General features: G+C 71.2%; 16 protein-coding genes. 7 read left to right on the forward strand and 9 right to left on the reverse strand.

The features are described from left to right. Positions 1 to 7: 7 nt before the first annotated feature. Positions 8 to 220 carry a dodecin gene (locus tag ACQPYK_RS30780; RefSeq protein ID WP_012892412.1) on the reverse strand — a complete coding sequence of 71 codons (213 nt, stop codon included), beginning with the start codon at positions 218 to 220 and terminating at the stop codon, positions 8 to 10. Between the two features lie 94 nt (positions 221 to 314). On the opposite strand from ACQPYK_RS30780, the gene ACQPYK_RS30785 reads away from it, so the two are divergent. After that, complete coding sequence (locus tag ACQPYK_RS30785) at positions 315 to 626, forward strand: DUF3099 domain-containing protein (protein ID WP_433238437.1); 312 nt, start codon at positions 315 to 317, stop codon at positions 624 to 626. Positions 627 to 794: 168 nt separating this feature from the next. Here the strand turns inward: ACQPYK_RS30785 and ACQPYK_RS30790 are convergent, their stop codons facing one another. From ACQPYK_RS30790 to ACQPYK_RS30810, 5 genes are all read right to left on the reverse strand, one after another. Further along, positions 795 to 1,046 (reverse strand): DUF6457 domain-containing protein, encoded by a 252-nt coding sequence (locus ACQPYK_RS30790; protein ID WP_433258954.1) that lies wholly within the window; start codon positions 1,044 to 1,046, stop codon positions 795 to 797. Positions 1,047 to 1,136: 90 nt separating this feature from the next. Beyond that, positions 1,137 to 1,712, reverse strand: coding sequence for a molybdenum cofactor guanylyltransferase (gene mobA / locus ACQPYK_RS30795; protein ID WP_433238440.1), 576 nt, complete (start codon positions 1,710 to 1,712; stop codon positions 1,137 to 1,139). Continuing rightward, a complete protein-coding gene (moaA, locus tag ACQPYK_RS30800; protein WP_433238443.1) occupies positions 1,709 to 2,698 on the reverse strand; it encodes a GTP 3',8-cyclase MoaA in 990 nt (329 codons plus the stop codon). Before moaA ends, mobA begins: the two co-directional genes overlap by 4 nt. 139 nt (positions 2,699 to 2,837) lie before the next feature. Beyond that, positions 2,838 to 4,025 (reverse strand): RtcB family protein, encoded by a 1,188-nt coding sequence (locus ACQPYK_RS30805; protein ID WP_433238446.1) that lies wholly within the window; start codon positions 4,023 to 4,025, stop codon positions 2,838 to 2,840. Positions 4,026 to 4,373: 348 nt separating this feature from the next. Further along, positions 4,374 to 5,240 carry a helix-turn-helix transcriptional regulator gene (locus ACQPYK_RS30810; protein WP_433238449.1) on the reverse strand — a complete coding sequence of 289 codons (867 nt, stop codon included), beginning with the start codon at positions 5,238 to 5,240 and terminating at the stop codon, positions 4,374 to 4,376. Between the two features lie 101 nt (positions 5,241 to 5,341). Between ACQPYK_RS30810 and ACQPYK_RS30815 the strand changes: the two genes are divergently transcribed. Then, positions 5,342 to 6,814 (forward strand): MFS transporter, encoded by a 1,473-nt coding sequence (locus ACQPYK_RS30815; protein WP_433238452.1) that lies wholly within the window; start codon positions 5,342 to 5,344, stop codon positions 6,812 to 6,814. A 196-nt stretch (positions 6,815 to 7,010) separates the two neighbouring features. Here ACQPYK_RS30815 and ACQPYK_RS30820 read toward each other — a convergent pair whose 3' ends face one another. After that, positions 7,011 to 7,898: a UbiA family prenyltransferase gene (locus ACQPYK_RS30820; RefSeq protein WP_433238455.1), complete on the reverse strand. Its 888-nt coding sequence runs from the start codon at positions 7,896 to 7,898 to the stop codon at positions 7,011 to 7,013. A gap of 100 nt (positions 7,899 to 7,998) precedes the next feature. Here ACQPYK_RS30820 and ACQPYK_RS30825 point away from each other — a divergent pair, with 100 nt between their 5' ends. From ACQPYK_RS30825 to ACQPYK_RS30835, 3 genes are read left to right on the forward strand one after another with little or no spacing between them, the layout of a single operon-like run. After that, a complete protein-coding gene (locus ACQPYK_RS30825) occupies positions 7,999 to 9,057 on the forward strand; it encodes a type III polyketide synthase (protein ID WP_433238458.1) in 1,059 nt (352 codons plus the stop codon). 6 nt (positions 9,058 to 9,063) lie between these two features. Further along, positions 9,064 to 9,621 carry an isoprenylcysteine carboxyl methyltransferase family protein gene (locus ACQPYK_RS30830; RefSeq protein WP_433238461.1) on the forward strand — a complete coding sequence of 186 codons (558 nt, stop codon included), beginning with the start codon at positions 9,064 to 9,066 and terminating at the stop codon, positions 9,619 to 9,621. Next, positions 9,618 to 10,631, forward strand: coding sequence for an NAD(P)/FAD-dependent oxidoreductase (locus ACQPYK_RS30835; protein ID WP_433238464.1), 1,014 nt, complete (start codon positions 9,618 to 9,620; stop codon positions 10,629 to 10,631). Before ACQPYK_RS30830 ends, ACQPYK_RS30835 begins: the two co-directional genes overlap by 4 nt. Before the next feature lie 10 nt (positions 10,632 to 10,641). On the opposite strand, the gene ACQPYK_RS30840 is transcribed toward ACQPYK_RS30835, so the two are convergent. Next, positions 10,642 to 11,541 carry a hypothetical protein gene (locus tag ACQPYK_RS30840; RefSeq protein WP_433238467.1) on the reverse strand — a complete coding sequence of 300 codons (900 nt, stop codon included), beginning with the start codon at positions 11,539 to 11,541 and terminating at the stop codon, positions 10,642 to 10,644. Between the two features lie 140 nt (positions 11,542 to 11,681). Beyond that, positions 11,682 to 13,517: an AMP-dependent synthetase/ligase gene (locus ACQPYK_RS30845; protein ID WP_433238470.1), complete on the reverse strand. Its 1,836-nt coding sequence runs from the start codon at positions 13,515 to 13,517 to the stop codon at positions 11,682 to 11,684. Positions 13,518 to 13,696: 179 nt separating this feature from the next. Between ACQPYK_RS30845 and ACQPYK_RS30850 the strand changes: the two genes are divergently transcribed. Together ACQPYK_RS30850 and ACQPYK_RS30855 are read left to right on the forward strand one after the other, a co-directional pair. After that, positions 13,697 to 15,202, forward strand: coding sequence for a peptide MFS transporter (locus tag ACQPYK_RS30850; protein WP_433238473.1), 1,506 nt, complete (start codon positions 13,697 to 13,699; stop codon positions 15,200 to 15,202). Positions 15,203 to 15,241: 39 nt separating this feature from the next. Further along, the gene (locus ACQPYK_RS30855) at positions 15,242 to 15,853 is read left to right on the forward strand and encodes a trimeric intracellular cation channel family protein (protein ID WP_433238476.1); all 612 of its coding nucleotides are present in this window, start codon (positions 15,242 to 15,244) and stop codon (positions 15,851 to 15,853) included. The last annotated feature ends 29 nt before the right edge of the window (positions 15,854 to 15,882 follow it).

The following is a 15,882-nucleotide window of genomic DNA, read 5'->3' on the forward strand; positions in this document are numbered from 1 at the left end:
TACAGGGTCAGGTGTCCTCGAGACGGAATCCGACCTTCATACCGACCTGGAAATGGCCGACCTCACCGTCGACGATGTGCCCTCTGACCTCGGTCACCTCGAACCAGTCGAGGTGGCGCAGGGTCTGGGAGGCGCGGCGGACGCCGTTGCGAATGGCCGCCTCGATGCTCTCCTCGGAGGTGCCGACTATCTCGGTCACCCGGTACGTGCGATCCGTCATGCCGTCATCCTTACCCTGCGGCCATGATCGCACTCCCCGCGCTCGGACCGAGGCTGGAGTTGGACCCGCCCTGCCCGGGGACTAGGTTGGAGTTGTGAAGGTATGGCACAAGCGCCCGGTTGTTCACCAGGTAACCGATGCCCGGCCGTCGCTGAGCGAGGACATCGGCAAGCGTGAGAAAAGCTACTTCATCAAGATGGGCATCCGGCTGGTGTGCCTGGTTCTGGCCTTCACCGTGCCGGCTCCGCTGCCCGTCCGGCTGCTGCTCTTCGCCGGGGCGATCTTTTTACCATACATTGCCGTGATCGGGGCCAACGCCCCGCAGCGAGAGGCTCCCCTCGCCCCTGACGTGGCGGAATCCAGCCAAAACGAGATTCCGCTCCACCGACGCGAGATCGGGTCGTGACTAAGTCTTGACGCATCTCAGGGGTAGTAGGTGTACGCTTTAGCCAAGTGCCCTGGTCCCCCGTCGGGGCACTGGTGCCGGCGTTCCGGGCCCCCGTCGGAACGCCGATGAAGCGGCGCCGGGTGGTTTGCCCCCGTAACCACCCGGCGTCGCCCTTCTCCCGGGCTTTTAGCTCTCACCCGTCGTCTCGGCCGTCGTCCTCTCCCATTCGCGCGCCAGCGCGGTCAGTCGTTCCACCGCGTCCGGCGGCGCCGAGCCCGCCCCCTGAGCCAGCCCCAGCAGATACGCGGTCAGCGGCGCCGCCGGACGCGTCACCCCGTGGGCGACCTCCTTGGTCAGGTCGAGCAGCGCGTCGCGATCGACCTTCGCCGGATCGACGCCCAGTTCACGGCAGACCAGCGCGGTCCACTCCATCAGCACGTTCAACTCTCACTCCTCACCCGGGTCGCGTTCGCCCGGGACGTCTTCTCGCCCGGGCCACGCCCCCGGTGCACCGCCCTCGTCGAGCGTTCACGCCTGTGTTCCGGCGCCCGGTGCCTCGCTTCGGGCCCGGTGCAGATCTTCTGCCGTGTCGCAATCGAACCACGGCCGCCCCGCGAGGTGGAGCTTGGCCGGGGACAGCGGGGCGAGCAGCCCGTGCAGCGACCGCCCTTCGTAGCGGGCGAGCGCCTCGGCGAGCCCGGCCGTACGCCAGACTCCGGCGAGCCACTGCTCGCGTCCGTCGTCGTCGACGAGCACCGCCCCCGCCCCTGCCCCCGCCGCCTCCAGCAGCGCCGAGACGTGCCCGGCGGACAGGAACGGCAGGTCGGCCGCGAGCAGCGCCACCCACGGGGCGCCCACCTCGGCCAGCCCGGCTCGCAGCGCCGGGATCGGGCCTCCGCCGGGCGGATCCTCCCGTACGAAGACCCCCCGCGCCAGTCCGGGACGGCGCTCCCCTACGACGATCAGCCGCTCCGCGTCGGGTACGGCCGCCGCCACCGACTCGATCAGCGGCCGACCGCCGACGCGCAGGCCCGGCTTGTCCCGCCCGCCGAGCCGTCTCGCGAGACCGCCCGCCAGGATGCACGCGTCGTGGCGGGCGCTCATCCGCCGATCGCGGACATCGGCCGGGACGGCTGCAGGAAGGTCGGATCGTCGATGCCGTGGCCGGCCTTCTTGATCCGGACCGCGGCCAGCCAGCGCTCGGCGAGCTCGTCGTCGCCGGCGCCCGAGCGCATGGCCGCGCGCAGATCGGACTCCTCGGTGGCGAACAGGCAGTTGCGGATCTGGCCGTCGGCGGTGAGCCGTACGCGGTCGCAGGCGCCGCAGAACGGTCGGGTGACCGAGCCGATCACCCCGACCCTGGCCGGGCCGTCCCCGACGAGGAACAGCTCTGCCGGGGCGCTGCCGCGCTCCACCGGGTCGTCGTCGGTCAGCTCGAAGTCCTCTCGCAGGAGCGAGAGGATCTCGTCGGCCGTGATCATGTTCTCCCGGCGCCAGCCGTGCTGGGCGTCCAGCGGCATCTGCTCGATGAATCGGAGTTCGTAGCCCCGCTCAAGGCAGTAGCCGAGCAGCGAGACGGCCTCGTGGTCGTTGATCCCGCGCATCAGCACCGTGTTCACCTTGACCGGGCGCAGCCCGGCGGCGTCGGCGGCGGCGAGGCCGTCGAGCACGTCGGCCAGCCGGTCGCGATGGGCGAGCCGCTCGAACGTCTCCCTGTCCAGGGTGTCGAGGGAGACGTTGACCCTGTGCAGGCCCGCCTCGGCGAGCGGGGCGGCCAGCCGGGCCAGCCCGATGCCGTTGGTGGTCAGCGAGACCTGCGGCGTGGGACGCAGCGCGGCGGTGCGGGCCACGATCTCCACCAGCTCGCGGCGCAGCAGGGGCTCGCCGCCGGTATAGCGGACCTCGGTGATGCCCAGCCGCTCCACCCCGATGGTCACCAGCCGGATGATCTCGTCAGCGGTCAGCAGATCGGGCTTGGGCAGCCATTCGAGGCCCTCGGGCGGCATGCAGTACGAGCAGCGCAGGTTGCAACGATCAGTGAGGGACACCCGCAGATCAGTCGCCACCCGGCCGAACGAGTCCTGCAACATGGGGCGTCACCTCCTAACATCCGTCTTCGCCGAACAGGGAGCCAGCCTAAGGCCAGCCCCCTGTCGAACCCAAAGTCAGGCTATATCCGGCACAACATCACCATTGGGCGGTTGATTCCTGGATGGCCTGTATTGGTGATCAGCCCTTGACGCAGATGAGCTGCCGGAGGTGGGCGACCACCTCGACCAGGTCCCGCTGCGCCGCCATGACCGACTCGATGTCCTTGTAGGCGCCGGGGATCTCGTCGATCACCCCGGTGTCCTTGCGGCACTCGACACCGTCGGTCTGTGCCTTGAAGTCCGACAGCGTGAAGGTCTTCTTGGCCTTGGTCCGGCTCATCCGGCGACCGGCACCGTGTGAGGCCGAGTTGAACGCGCCGGCGTTCCCCAGGCCCTTCACGATGTAGGTGCCGGTCGCCATCGAGCCGGGGATGATACCGAACTCGCCGGATCCCGCGCGGATCGCGCCCTTGCGGGTGACGAGCACATCCACGTCGTCGTACCGCTCCTCCGCCACGTAGTTGTGGTGGCAGGAGATCGGCTGTTCGAAGGCGATGCCCGACAGGTGGCGCCTGAGCACGTCGCAGACCAGGGCCATCATGACCGCCCGGTTGCGCCGTGCGTAGTCCTGCGCCCAGAACAGGTCACGCCGGTAGGCGTCCATCTGCGGCGTGCCCCCGACGAACACCGCGAGGTTGCGGTCGGGCAGATCCTGGTTGTGCGGCAGCTTCTGAGCCTGCCCGATGTGGAACTCGGCGAGCTCCTTGCCGATGTTGCGCGACCCGGAGTGCAGCACGACCCAGACCACGCCCTCGTCGTCGGCGCAGATCTCCAGGAAGTGGTTGCCGCCGCCCAGCGTGCCCATCTGCACCTCGGCGCGCTCCCGCTTGGGGTGCACGGCCGGGGCCAGGGCGTCGAAGTCCTTCCAGAAGCCCGCCCAGTCGGCGGTCTTCATGCCGTGCAACCGGGTCGGGTCGACCGGCCTCTTGTGGTGGCCGAACCCGACCGGAACCGCCTGCTCCAGCTTCGAACGCAGGTATGCCAGGTTGTCGGGGAGGTTGGCGACCTTGAACGAGGTCTTCACCGCGGTCATCCCGCAGCCGATGTCCACCCCCACCGCCGCCGGTGAGACCGCGTCCCGCATCGCGATGACCGATCCCACCGTCGCGCCCATCCCGTGATGCACGTCCGGCATCACGGCGACTCCCTGCACCCACGGCAGGTTCGCCACGTTGCGCAGTTGCTGCATCACGTCGGGCTCGACCTCGGCCGGGTCGGCCCACATGCGGATTGGCGCGCGGCCACCCATCACCTCGTTGTACGTCATCCCCACATCGCCTCCCTCCGGCCGATCAATCGATGACGACAATGACGCCAGAGACTGTCACCGTGCGCAACCGATTTAAAGATCTATAGCCGCATCTACCGGCGGAAACGCTCTTCAAATCTATTGTCCGCCGCCTGGCCGCCCGACCTCGCGAAAGACGCCGATCTCACGAAGACGCCGATCTCGCGCAAGAGGCCCGCGACCCGATGTGGACGCGGAACCGATGACCGGACGCGCCGGACGCGCCGGCCGCGCCGTGTCAGTCCGGCCCGCATCGTCAGTCCGGCCCGCATCGTCAGCCCGGCCCGTGTCGCCAGTCCGGCCTGCGCTGTCGTCCGGTCCGCGTCGTCAGCCCGCCGCCCGCCACATCGCGTCGCCCTGCCCGTCAGATGAGGTCAGCCGGGCCAACTTGGCCGCGGTGTCGGTGCCCGGACGCGGATGGTGCAGGACGATCGTGAGGTCGGGCCGGGACGGGACCCGCAGCTGGGTGGTCTCGAAGTCGAGCGCCCCCACCTCCGGATGCCTCACCTCGGTGGTCAGCACCCCGGCCGCTCGCACGTCGTGGCGCGCCCACAGCTCGGCGAACTCCGGGCTGGCCGCCGAGATCTCCGCCACCACCTCCCGCACGTCCTCGTTCGCCGGGTGCTGCGCCACCGCGGCGCGGAAGGTCGCGACGACCGCCGGGGCGACCTGCGCCCAGGAACGGGTACGGCCGCGGAAGGTATCGCTCCGGAAGAACTCCATCAGGCAGTTGCGGTCGGCGTCGCCGACCCCGAGGACCAGCCGCGCCGACTCGTTCCAGGCGAGGTGATTCCAGCAGGGGTCGAGCATGTGCGCCGGATACGGCATCCAGGCGTCGATCAGACGCTGCAGCTGCGCGCAGCCGGCCTGCCCGGCGGACGGGTCCGGCAGCGGCGGGTTGAGCCCCGCGAGCGTGTACAGGTGTCGCCGCTCGGTCTCGTCCAGCCTCAGCACCCTCGACACCGCGTCGAGCACCTGGGACGAGACCGTGATGTCGCGACCCTGTTCCAGCCATTGGTACCAGGAGGGGCTGACTCCCGCGAGCACCGCGACCTCCTCACGGCGCAGCCCGGGGGTGCGCCGCCGGGCGCCGCCGTCCGGCAGACCCACCTCGGCGGGGCGAACGCGCGCGCGCCGGCTGGTGAGGAACTGCCTCAGCTCATGCCTGCGGGCGGAGCCGTGCGTGCCGGCCATGCCTGCTCGCCTCCGATCCGGCTGTCGTGTGCCTGGTGGTGCAGCCACCAGGATAAACGCCCGCTCCCCAGCGGCGTCGGCGCAGGCGCACGCTGGCTCCCATGACCACCGTCTCCTCATCGACCTCCGCGGCGCGAACAGCGGCGGGCGACCGGCTGACCACCCGGGCCAAGCTGATCCTGCTCGTGCTGTGCGCGGCCCAGTTCATCATCGCGCTGGACTTTTCGATCCTGAACGTGGCGCTGCCCGTCCTCGGCGGCGACCTGGGCATGAGCCAGGCCGATCTGCAGTGGACCGTGACCGCGTTCGCGCTGCCGTCTGGTGGCTTCCTGCTGCTGGCCGGCAGGGCCGCCGACCTGTACGGGCGCCGGCGGCTCTTCCTGTCCGGGCTCGCCGTGTTCGCCGCCGCCTCGGTGCTGGCGACCCTCGCCTGGAACCCGACCGCCTTCCTGTCCGCCCGTGCTCTGCAGGGAACGGGCGCCGCCGTCATCGTGCCGACCGGCATGTCCCTGCTGACCACCACCTTCCCCGAGGGCCCGCAACGCAACCGGGCGCTGGGCGTCAGCGGCACCCTGCTGTCCCTCGGCTTCACCGTCGGCATGGTCCTCGGCGGCGTGATGACCGACGCGTTCGGCTGGCGCTCGACCATGGGCGTGCTCGCCGTCGCGGGGATCGCCGTGTTGGTCGCCGCCCCCGCCCTGTCGGTCGACGGTCGCCCTTCCCGCCGGCCCAGGATCGACATCGCCGGAGCGGTCACCGTCACCGGCGGCCTGCTCGCGGTGATCTATGCCTTGACCACCGCCGCGCAACGCGGCTTCGCAGGGGCCGACGTGCTCGGCGCGCTGGCGGCGGGCGTGGCACTGATGATCGCTTTCGTGATCGTCGAGTCGCGGGCCGCCGAACCGCTGATATCCCTGGCGATGCTGCGGCGCCCCACCGTGGCCTGGGGAAACCTGGGCGGGCTGACCACGTTCTCCATGATGAGCTCAGCCATCTTCCTGCTGACGCTGTATTTGCAGCAGGTCCTCGGACTGTCGGCGCTGCAGACCGGTTTGATCTTCGGCGTGCAGGGCCTGGCGCTGGCGGCCACCGGCATGACCGCACCGAGGATCGTCGCCAGGATCGGCACCCGTACCACCCTCACGGCCGGGCTGGCGTTACAGGCCGCCTGTACCGCGGCACTGCTGTTCCTCGGCGAGGATCACGGCGCGTGGCTGGCTCTGACCGCTGTGACGATCGGCTCGATCGGCCACATGTCCGCCGTCGTCACCTACGGCATCACCGCCACCTCCGGCCTGCCCGACCATGAACAGGGACTCGCCACCGGTCTGGTCACCAGCTCCCAGCAGATCGGCATCATCGTCGGCATCCCTCTGCTGAGCGCGCTGGCCACCGGTCGCGCGGACGCGCCGCACCCCACCGGGAACGACCTCGGCACCGTCCTGAGCGGCATACGGCTCGGCCTGGGCGTGAACGCCGCGCTCGTCCTCGCGGCGGCCCTGTTCATCGCGATCGGCCTCGCCGTCCGCGGGACGCCCTCTTCCGGCGAAGCCGCGACGAGAGATGACACGTGATCGGGATACCCGGCACCGGACGAATCAGGAGTTTCCTCGATGATGCCGAATGACATCGTGATCCATCCGGCCGGAGCGGCTCGGGCCTTGACGGGTGAGGACCCCAAGGTCGAGGCGACGGCGCGGTTCTTCGCCGCCTACGCCTCCGACGAGGGCGGGATCCCCGTGAGATCACGAGGTGTGCGAACCCGGCGGCTCACGGCGCGGCGATCCCGCCGCCCCGGGCCAGCAGCAGCACGACGGCGACCGCCGCGACGGCGATGGCCGCCGCGAAGGGGGCCTTCGGGAATCGCCTTCCCAGCAGCAGCCCGCCCAGGACGAAGGATCCGGCTCCGACGAGCGCCGTCCAGCCGCCCGCGCCGGGCGGTTGTGACGGGCCGAAGACCAGCAGCCCGGTCGCCAGCAGCAACGGCAGCGGGACCAGAATCCGGACGCGGGCGGGGCCGAGCCGTTGCGGCCAGCCGCGGACCCCGGTGGCGAGATCCGACGGGATGTCGGGCAGCACGTTGGCCAGGTGCGCACCGCAGCCGAGGAGGGCCGCGGCGAGCACGGCCCACCACGAGGGCCACGGGCGGCCCGGCAACCCGAGCGTCACGAACGGCGGCAACGCGCCGAATCCCACCACGTAGGGCACCCACGACAGCACCGTGGCCTTCAACCACAGGTCGTAGGCCCAGGCCGCGGCGACGCCGGCGAGGTGGATCGCCCCGGCCGCCGGCCCCGAGGCGAGGGACAGGGGCACGCACAGCGCCAGGGCGGCGACCGCCGCGATCCACACCGTCCGGACGTCCACCGTGCCCTCGGCGACCGGCTTGCCGCCGCGGCCCGCCGCGGCGTCCCGCCCGGCGTCCACCGCGTCGTTGCACCAGCCGATGGACAGCTGGCCGGTCAGCACGGCGGCGGCCACCAGGACGCATCCCGCCGCGTCCCGCCCGCTCGCCACGGCCAGCGCGGTCACCAGGACGGTGACCGCCGCGGTGGGCCCGGGGTGGCAGGCACGCGCCAGTCCCGAGACGACGGACGGCACGGACCGCCGCCCCCGAAGCCGGTTCCGATCCCGGCGCGCATGCCCGCTGGTCGTCATTCGACCGATCGTAGGCGGCTCGGCTCCGGTGAGGTATGCCGCACGCGCAGATGGGCAGGAGGCAGATGTCCGCTGTTCGCCGTCGGGGGGTAACCATCACATGACGCGAATCGCCGCCGTACACGGCGCGCTTCCGCCCAATCGCCACTCCCAGGCCGAGATCACCGACGCGTTCGCGCGGATATGCCTGCCCGAGGGCGCCGACCGCCGGTTGCTGGACCGGTTGCACGCCGCCGCCGGGGTCGAGTCCCGCCATCTGGCGCTGCCTCTCGACCAGTACGGCAAGCTCGACGGCTTCGGGATGGCCAACGACGTCTTCATCGACTCCGCCGTCGCCCTGGGCACCGAGGCGGTCGGCGGCGCGCTGGAGGCGGCCGGGCTCACGCCGGAGGACGTGGACATGATCATGTTCACCTCGGTGACCGGCATCGCGGCGCCTTCGGTGGACGCGAGGCTGGCCGGCCGGCTCGGGATGCGCCCCGACGTCAAACGGGTGCCGGTCTTCGGGCTCGGTTGCGTGGCGGGGGCCGCCGGAATCTCCCGCCTCCACGACTACCTGCGCGGATGGCCGGACCACGTGGCCGTCCTGCTGTCGGTCGAGCTGTGCTCGCTGACCCTGCAGCGCGGTGACCCCTCCACCGCCAACCTGGTCGCCGGCGCGCTGTTCGGCGACGGGGCGACGGCCGTGGTGGCCTGCGGCGAGGGGCGGCCGGCCGAGGTGGCGGGCCCGTCGGTGGTGGCCACCCGTGGTCACCTGTATCCCGGTTCCGAGGGCGTGATGGGGTGGGAGGTGCGAGACACGGGCTTTCAGGTGGTGCTCGACGCGAGCGTCCCGGAGGTGGTGCGCACCTATCTGGCCGACGATGTGGACGGCTTCCTCGCCGATCACGGCCTGACGAGGCGGGACGTGACGGCCTGGGTGTGCCATCCGGGCGGCCCGAAGGTGCTGGAGGCCGTCGCCGAGACGCTCCGGCTGCCGGACGGCGCGCTGGACCTCACCTGGCGCTCGCTGGCCGAGGTCGGCAACCTGTCCTCCTCATCCGTGCTGCGCGTCCTGCGTGACACCCTCGCCCTGCGGCCCCCGCCGCCGGGCACGCCGGGGCTGCTCATCGCGATGGGGCCCGGTTTCTGCTCCGAACTCGTCCTGCTGCGCTGGTAGGGGCCGATGCCGGGACATCTGTCGTCGTGGTATCTGCTGCTCGTGCTGCTCGTCGGGGTCGAGCGCCTCGCCGAGCTGGTCATCGCGCGCCGTAACGCGCGCTGGAGCCTGGCCCGGGGCGGAGTGGTCTCCGGGCGCGGCCACTACCCGTGGATGGTCGCCCTGCACACCGGTCTGCTGGCCGGGTGCCTGCTGGAGACGGGCCTGGCCGACCGGCCCTTCGTCCCGGCGCTCGGCTGGCCCATGCTCGCCCTGGTGGCCGCCGCGCAGGGGCTGCGCTGGTGGTGCATCGCCGCGCTGGGACGTCGCTGGAACACCCAGGTGATCGTGGTGCCCGGCCTGCCGCCGGTGACGAGCGGCCCCTACCGCCTGCACCGGCTGCGCCATCCCAACTACGTGGCGGTGGCCGTGGAGGGCGCGGCGCTGCCACTGGTGCACGGCGCCTGGATCACCGCGGTGACCTTCACCGTGCTCAACGCGGCGCTGATGGTGGTGCGGATCCGATGCGAGGAGGCCGCCCTGGCCTCGCTCGCCCCGGTTCCACCCGGGCGGGTGGCGACGTGATCGACGTCCTGATCGCCGGCGGCGGACCGGCGGGCCTGGCCACCGCCATCCACGCGGCGCTGGCCGGGATGGAGGCGGTCGTCGTCGAGCCCCGATCCACCCCGGTGGACAAGGCGTGCGGCGAAGGCCTGATGCCCAGCGGCGTCGCCGCGCTGCAGTCGCTGGGTGTGCCGGTGCGGGGCCGGGCGCTGCGGGGCATCCGCTACCTGGACGGCCGGCGCCAGGTGCAGGCCGCCTTCCGCGACGGCTCCGGGCTGGGTGTGCGGCGCACCGCGTTGCACACGGCGCTGTCCCGGCGGGCGGCCGAGCTGGGAGTGGAGATCGTCCCCGGCAAGGTGGACGGGGTACGGCAGGGCCACGACGAGGTCGAGGCGGCGGGGCTGCGGGCCCGCTGGCTGGTGGCCGCCGACGGCCTGCACTCCCCGCTGCGCGCCCGGCTCGGGCTGGAGCTGCCCGACCGCCGTCCACGCCGCTACGGCCTGCGGCGGCACTACCGGGTCGCGCCGTGGACGGACTTCGTCGAGGTCCACTGGGCCGTGGACGGCGAGGCGTACGTGACCCCGGTGGGCGACGACCTCGTCGGCGTGGCCGTACTGAGCTCCCGGCGCCGGGGCTATCGGGAACATCTGGCGGACTTCCCCGCTCTCATGGCCCGTCTGGAGGGACCGGCCGCGACTCCGGTGCGCGGCGCCGGACCGCTGCGCCAGCGGGTGCGCGCCCGGGTCGCCGGGCGCGTCCTGCTGGTCGGTGACGCGGCCGGATACACCGACGCCCTCACCGGCGAGGGGGTCTCGCTCGCGCTGCTGTCCGCGCAGGCCCTGGTGCGCTGTCTGCGGGCCGGTGCCCCGCAGTCGTACGAGAGTGCCTGGCTGAGGCTGTCGCGGCGTCACCGGCTGCTCACCGGGGCCCTGCTGGAGACCCGCCGGCACCGGGCGGCGGCGCGGCTGATCGTCCCGGCGGCCTGGCGGATGCCCACCCTGTTCGGGGCGGCGGTGCACGCGCTGGCCTGACGGCCGGGGCCTACTGAGGGGCGGCTTCGTGGACGCGGCTGCGCCCGGCGGCGTAGCGTCCCGTCTCCGTGAAGCGGGCACGCCATTCGCCGTCCTGGTAGCCGGTCACGTTCTGGACGAAGTGGCCCTGGAGGTCGGTCGTGGCCTCGGCCGTCTTGGTCCACTTCTCCTCCTCCCCCGTCCGGTGCAGGATCTCGACGGTCTGGCCGGGGAAGGGGGCGTAGTCCAGGTATCCCTGCGGGTCAACCCGGTTCAGCACGCCTCTGACCTCCACCTCCGTCCCCTTCCTGACCGCTTGGACGGCGCTGAACCTCGTCTCGCGCCTCAGCTGGAACCCGGCGTATCCGGTGACCGTTTCGCCGTTCGCCCCCCTGGCCGTCGCGGCGACGGTCCAGCGCCCGGCGGGGTACCAGCGGCTCAGCTTCCTGTCCGGCCGAAAGCGCCAGGTCTCCCAGCTCCGTCCGGCGTGCGGGGCGCGCCCCGCCGCCGCCCCGGGCTCGCGTTCGAGGAGGGGGAGGCCGGTGACGGCGGGAACCGGCCCGGCCGTCCTCCCGGCGGGGGCGAACGTCAGAGCGGGCGACACGGGGATCTGGCCCTCCTCCGGACCGGGACCGGGCTCGAGATCATTGCCTCGGTCGGGTTCGGCGCCGGATCCGGGGGGCGCACCCGGCTCGACCTGGACCGTCATCGTGTCCGGGCCGACGACGCCGCGGGCGACCACCTCGACCACCAGACGCACCGTGCCGGTCGGCCCGACCACCGGGGCCTCGGGGGTCACGGTTATGGAGCGGATCGCCGGCCCCCCGGCGGCGGCCACGGGCGGCTCGTCCTGCGCCGGCAGGGCCAGGGCGCCGGTCGGCGCGGCGGTGACGCCCGCCACCAGGACTGGGAGAAGGACTCTCATACTCATGGACAGGACGCTAGGAACCAGCCGGTAATGACCGAGGAGACGACACGTGTCCGATTGGGCAAGACGCCGCCTGCGCGGCGCGGGAGGCACCCGCCCCCGGCGAGGGGACGGGCGCCTCCCGCGCGAGTCGCACAGGAAGGTCAGCTTTCGTACATGGCGTCGATGATTTCGGCGTACTTGGCGTGAATGATCCGGCGCTTGAGCTTCAGGCTCGGCGTGAGCTCCTCGGTCTCGGCCGTCCACTCCACCGGCAGCAGGCGCCAGCGCTTGACCTGCTGGACGCGGGCGAGCTTGTCGTTGGCCGCGGCCACCGCGGCCTCGACGACCTTGAGGACGTCGGGGTGCTCGGCGAGCTCGGCCAGGGTGGTGAACTCGATGCCTCGGCCCTGCGCCCAGCCGGGCGCCACCTCGCCGTCGAGAGTGAGGATCGCCACCGGATACGGCCTGCGGTCGCCGTAGGCGAGGGCCTGCCCGACGAGGGGGTGCTCCTTGAGGTAGTTCTCGATGTTGGCCGGGGAGATGTTCTCACCGCCGGAGGTGATGATGAGCTCCTTCTTGCGGTCGACGATGCGGACGAAGCCGTCCTCGTCGATGGAGCCCACGTCGCCGGTGTGCAGCCAGCCGTCCTCGTCCAGCAGCTCGGCGGTCGCCTCCGGCCGGTTCAGGTAGCCGCGGGCGTTGGCGGGACTGCGGGTGACGATCTCCCCGTCCTCGGCGATGCGGATCTCGACGCCCGGCCCTGCCTGGCCGACGGTGCCGAGCTTGTAGCACTGCGGGGAGTTGGCGGTGAAGGCACCCGTCGTCTCGGTCATGCCGTACACGTCGAGCACACGCATGCCGAGACCGGCGAAGAAGCGCTGGACCTCCAGCGGCATCGGCGCGGCGGCGCTGGCCAGCCAGACCGCGTTGTCGAAGCCGATCATCGAGCGGATGATCGACAGCAGTGCGGTGTCGGCCTGCTCGTAGGCGGCCCGGACCTCGGGCGAGGGCGTCCGCCCGTATTCGCCGGCCTCGACGTAGGCGAGACCGGCGGCCATGGCGTTGTGCACGCTCTCCTGCTGCTCCTGAGGCTGGGTGGACAGCAGCGCCTGCAGGCGGGCCTGCATCTTCTCCCAGACCCGTGGCACGCCGAAGAACAGCACCGGCTTGACCTGACCGAGGGTGGCGCCGAGCTGGGCCGGGTCGGTGCAGAAATGGGTGTGGGAGACCTTGAACAACGGCAGGTAGAGGCTGAGCACCCGCTCGGCGATGTGCGCGTAGGTGAGGTAGGAGATCTGGGTGCCCCGTTCGGGCAGCGAGACCATCCGGCTGGTGGCCGCGACCTCGAAGAAGACGTTGGCGTGGGTCAGCGGCACGCCCTTGGGGTTGCCGGTGGTGCCCGAGGTGTACAGCACGGTCAGGGTGTCGTCGGCGGCCACGGCCTGCCAGCGGGCGTCGATCGAGACGGGATCGGCGGCCAGCCGCTCGCGGCCCAGGGCCAGGAAGTCGTCCCAGCCGAGGAATCGATCACCGGCCGGGGCGCCCTCCAGCACGATGACCCTGCTGAGCCCGGGGAGCTCGTCCAGCACCGGCTCCCACCTGGCCAGTTCGGCGGGACCGCCCAGCACCGCGATCTTCGCGCCGACGTCGCCGGCGACGAAGGCCACCTGGTCCGGGGCGAAGGTGGAGTAGACCGAACACGACACGCCTCCCGCGTGCACCGCGCCCAGGTCGGCCAGGACGTGTTCGCCGCGGTTGACCATCATCAACGCGACCGCCTCGCCCGGCTGCAGCCCTAGGGCGACGAAACCGGCGGCGATCTCCAGGATCCGCTGCCGGGCCTCGGCGTAGGTCAGGGTGCTCCAGCCCCCGTCAACGGGGTCGGAATAGGCCGGAGCATCGGGATATCGCTCGGCCGTCTCTCTCAATTGCATGCAAACAGTACGGCCCGCGATCTCCTGCTCGATCGCCGCACGCTCTTCAAGGACACCGGCCATGACGCGCCTCCTGAAAGTGCTCACTTGCATGAGTGGCATGCATCGCACCACACGGTCTTCCCTCCGAACAAGACCCTGGAAGTGAGAACAGCGACCGCAATGCACAACCTCCCTCATCACCCGGACACAGGGCGTACGTAGAGTTAGGTTTCGATCACATGTTGACGCCGGAGGGCCACATGACATCGACGACGGGCACTCGCGAGAAGACCTTCTTCGGACATCCGCGGGGCCTGGCCACGCTCTTCGGCACCGAGATGTGGGAGCGCTTCAGCTGGTACGGCCTGCGAGCCATCCTGGCCACCTTCATGGCCGCCTCCCCCGTCATGGGCGGCCTCGGCCTGTCGCAGCAGACCGCCACCGCCATCGTCGGCATCTACGGCGCCCTCATCTATCTCGTGGCGCTGCCCGGCGGCTGGGTGGCCGACCGCGTCCTCGGCGCCCGCAGGGCGGTGCTGTGGGGCGGTTTCGTCATCATGTGCGGTCACATCAGCATGGCCGTCCCCGCCAGGACGGGCGCCTTCGTCGCGCTCGGCCTGCTTCTCATCATCGTCGGAACCGGACTGCTGAAGCCGAACATCTCGGCGATGGTCGGCAAGCTCTACCCGGAGGACGACGACGCCCGCAGGGACGCGGGCTTTTCCATCTTCTACCTCGGCATCAACCTCGGCGCCTTCATCGCGCCCATCGTCGTCGGCTGGCTGGCCGCCGGCAACCGGTGGCATCTGGGCTTCGGCGCGGCGGCGGTCGGCATGGCGCTGGGCCTCATCCAGTACGTGCTGGGCAGGCCCCACCTCAGGGGGGTGGGCGAGGAGCCCGGCCACCGGCTGACCCCGCGCGAGCACCGGCACTTCGTCCTGTCGCTGCTGGCCGGCGTCGTCGCGGTCGCCGTCGCCCTGGCCGCCTGGGTGGCCTCCGGCACCTTCGACCTCGACACCTTCGCACTCGTGGTGACGGTGATCATCGTCGTGGTCCCGGTGGTCTACTTCGCCTACGTGCTGTTCGGCAGCCACAGCCTGACCGAAGACGAGCGGATTCGGCTGAAGGCCTACATCTGGCTGTTCATCGCCGCCGCCATCTTCTGGATGATCTACGACCTGGCCCCGACCGTGCTGCTGTTCTTCGCCGAGGACAGGACCGATCTGTCGCTGTTCGGCGTCCGGATCACGTCAGCGACCACGCAGTCGTTCAACCCGCTGTTCATCATGATCTTCGTGCCGGTCTTCGCCGCGCTCTGGATCAAGCTGGGCAACCGGGTGACCGCTCCGCAGAAGTTCGCCTTCGCGCTGTTCATGATCGGACTGAGCTTCGTGGTCATGGCCCTGGCCGCCAGGCTGGCGGAGCACGCGAAGATCTCGGTGTGGTGGCTGGTGCTGGTCTACCTCGTCCAGGTCTTCGGCGAGCTGTCCCTGAGCCCCGTCGGGCTGTCGGTCACCTCCAAACTCGCCCCCCAGGCCTTCAAGGGGCAGATGCTGGGGGTGTGGTTCATCGCCGTCTCGGTGGGCGACGCCGTGGGCGGGCAGACCGCCCGGCTGAAGAACTACATGTCGGACCCCGCCTACTTCCTGACGCTCGCGGCGATCGCCATCGTGGCCGGCCTGATCCTGCTCGCGTTCGTCGGCCGGCTCCGTGCCATGATGCGCGAGCACCACGACAACGCGGTGGCAGGTCCTCCGCCCCGTTGAATGTGAATCACATAGAGCCGGTCATGGGATGATTTACTCGTGAATCAGGTGCTCGACCTCGTCGGAATCTTCGTCTTCGCACTCTCCGGCGCCCTCGTGGGCGTCCGCAAGCGGCTGGACGTGGTGGGCATGGCCGTGCTGGCCGAGATGACGGCGCTGGGCGGCGGGATCCTGCGCGACCTGATCCTCAACGTGCGGCCCGCCGCCTTCTCCAGCACCGGCTACGTGCTCGTGCCGGTCGCCGCCACGGTGATCGTGTTCTTCTGGCATCCGCACGTGCAGCGGGTGATGCCCGCGGTGGACGTGCTCGACGCGGCGGGCCTGGGCCTGTTCTGCGCGGTCGGCACCGAGAAGGCGCTGAACTTCGGGCTCAGCCCGCTGCACGCGGCCCTGCTCGGCGTCACCACGGCGGTCGGCGGCGGCATCCTGCGCGACATCCTCGCCGGCCAGATCCCGAACCTGCTCTACGACCGCCAGCTCTACGCGGTGCCCGCCATGCTCGGCTCGGCGGTCATGGCCGTGCTCTACACCTACGATCTGCACGGCTGGCCGGCCACGCTGGCCGCCGCCGTGTTCGCCTTCGTGCTGCGCATCATGGCCATGCGGCTACGGCTGCGCGCGCCCCTGGCCCGGGGCGTCACCTCGGAGTAGGCACCACAACGCGGGTCCCGGCGCGCGGG

It is taken from the genome of Streptosporangium sp. CA-135522 (assembly GCF_050949235.1).
Taxonomy (GTDB): Bacteria; Actinomycetota; Actinomycetes; order Streptosporangiales; family Streptosporangiaceae; genus Streptosporangium.

What these genes read in the sequence shown, in the direction of transcription:
- ACQPYK_RS30815 (WP_433238452.1), top strand. Translation starts at nt 5,342, where the DNA reads ATGACCACCGTCTCCTCATCGACCTCCGCGGCGCGAACAGCGGCGGGC.
- mobA (WP_433238440.1), bottom strand. Translation starts at nt 1,712, where the DNA reads ATGAGCGCCCGCCACGACGCGTGCATCCTGGCGGGCGGTCTCGCGAGA.
- moaA (WP_433238443.1), bottom strand. Translation starts at nt 2,698, where the DNA reads ATGTTGCAGGACTCGTTCGGCCGGGTGGCGACTGATCTGCGGGTGTCC.
- ACQPYK_RS30825 (WP_433238458.1), top strand. Translation starts at nt 7,999, where the DNA reads ATGACGCGAATCGCCGCCGTACACGGCGCGCTTCCGCCCAATCGCCAC.
- ACQPYK_RS30820 (WP_433238455.1), bottom strand. Translation starts at nt 7,898, where the DNA reads ATGACGACCAGCGGGCATGCGCGCCGGGATCGGAACCGGCTTCGGGGG.
- ACQPYK_RS30850 (WP_433238473.1), top strand. Translation starts at nt 13,697, where the DNA reads ATGACATCGACGACGGGCACTCGCGAGAAGACCTTCTTCGGACATCCG.
- ACQPYK_RS30810 (WP_433238449.1), bottom strand. Translation starts at nt 5,240, where the DNA reads ATGGCCGGCACGCACGGCTCCGCCCGCAGGCATGAGCTGAGGCAGTTC.
- ACQPYK_RS30845 (WP_433238470.1), bottom strand. Translation starts at nt 13,517, where the DNA reads ATGGCCGGTGTCCTTGAAGAGCGTGCGGCGATCGAGCAGGAGATCGCG.
- ACQPYK_RS30780 (WP_012892412.1), bottom strand. Translation starts at nt 220, where the DNA reads ATGACGGATCGCACGTACCGGGTGACCGAGATAGTCGGCACCTCCGAG.
- ACQPYK_RS30830 (WP_433238461.1), top strand. Translation starts at nt 9,064, where the DNA reads ATGCCGGGACATCTGTCGTCGTGGTATCTGCTGCTCGTGCTGCTCGTC.
- ACQPYK_RS30805 (WP_433238446.1), bottom strand. Translation starts at nt 4,025, where the DNA reads ATGACGTACAACGAGGTGATGGGTGGCCGCGCGCCAATCCGCATGTGG.
- ACQPYK_RS30840 (WP_433238467.1), bottom strand. Translation starts at nt 11,541, where the DNA reads ATGAGTATGAGAGTCCTTCTCCCAGTCCTGGTGGCGGGCGTCACCGCC.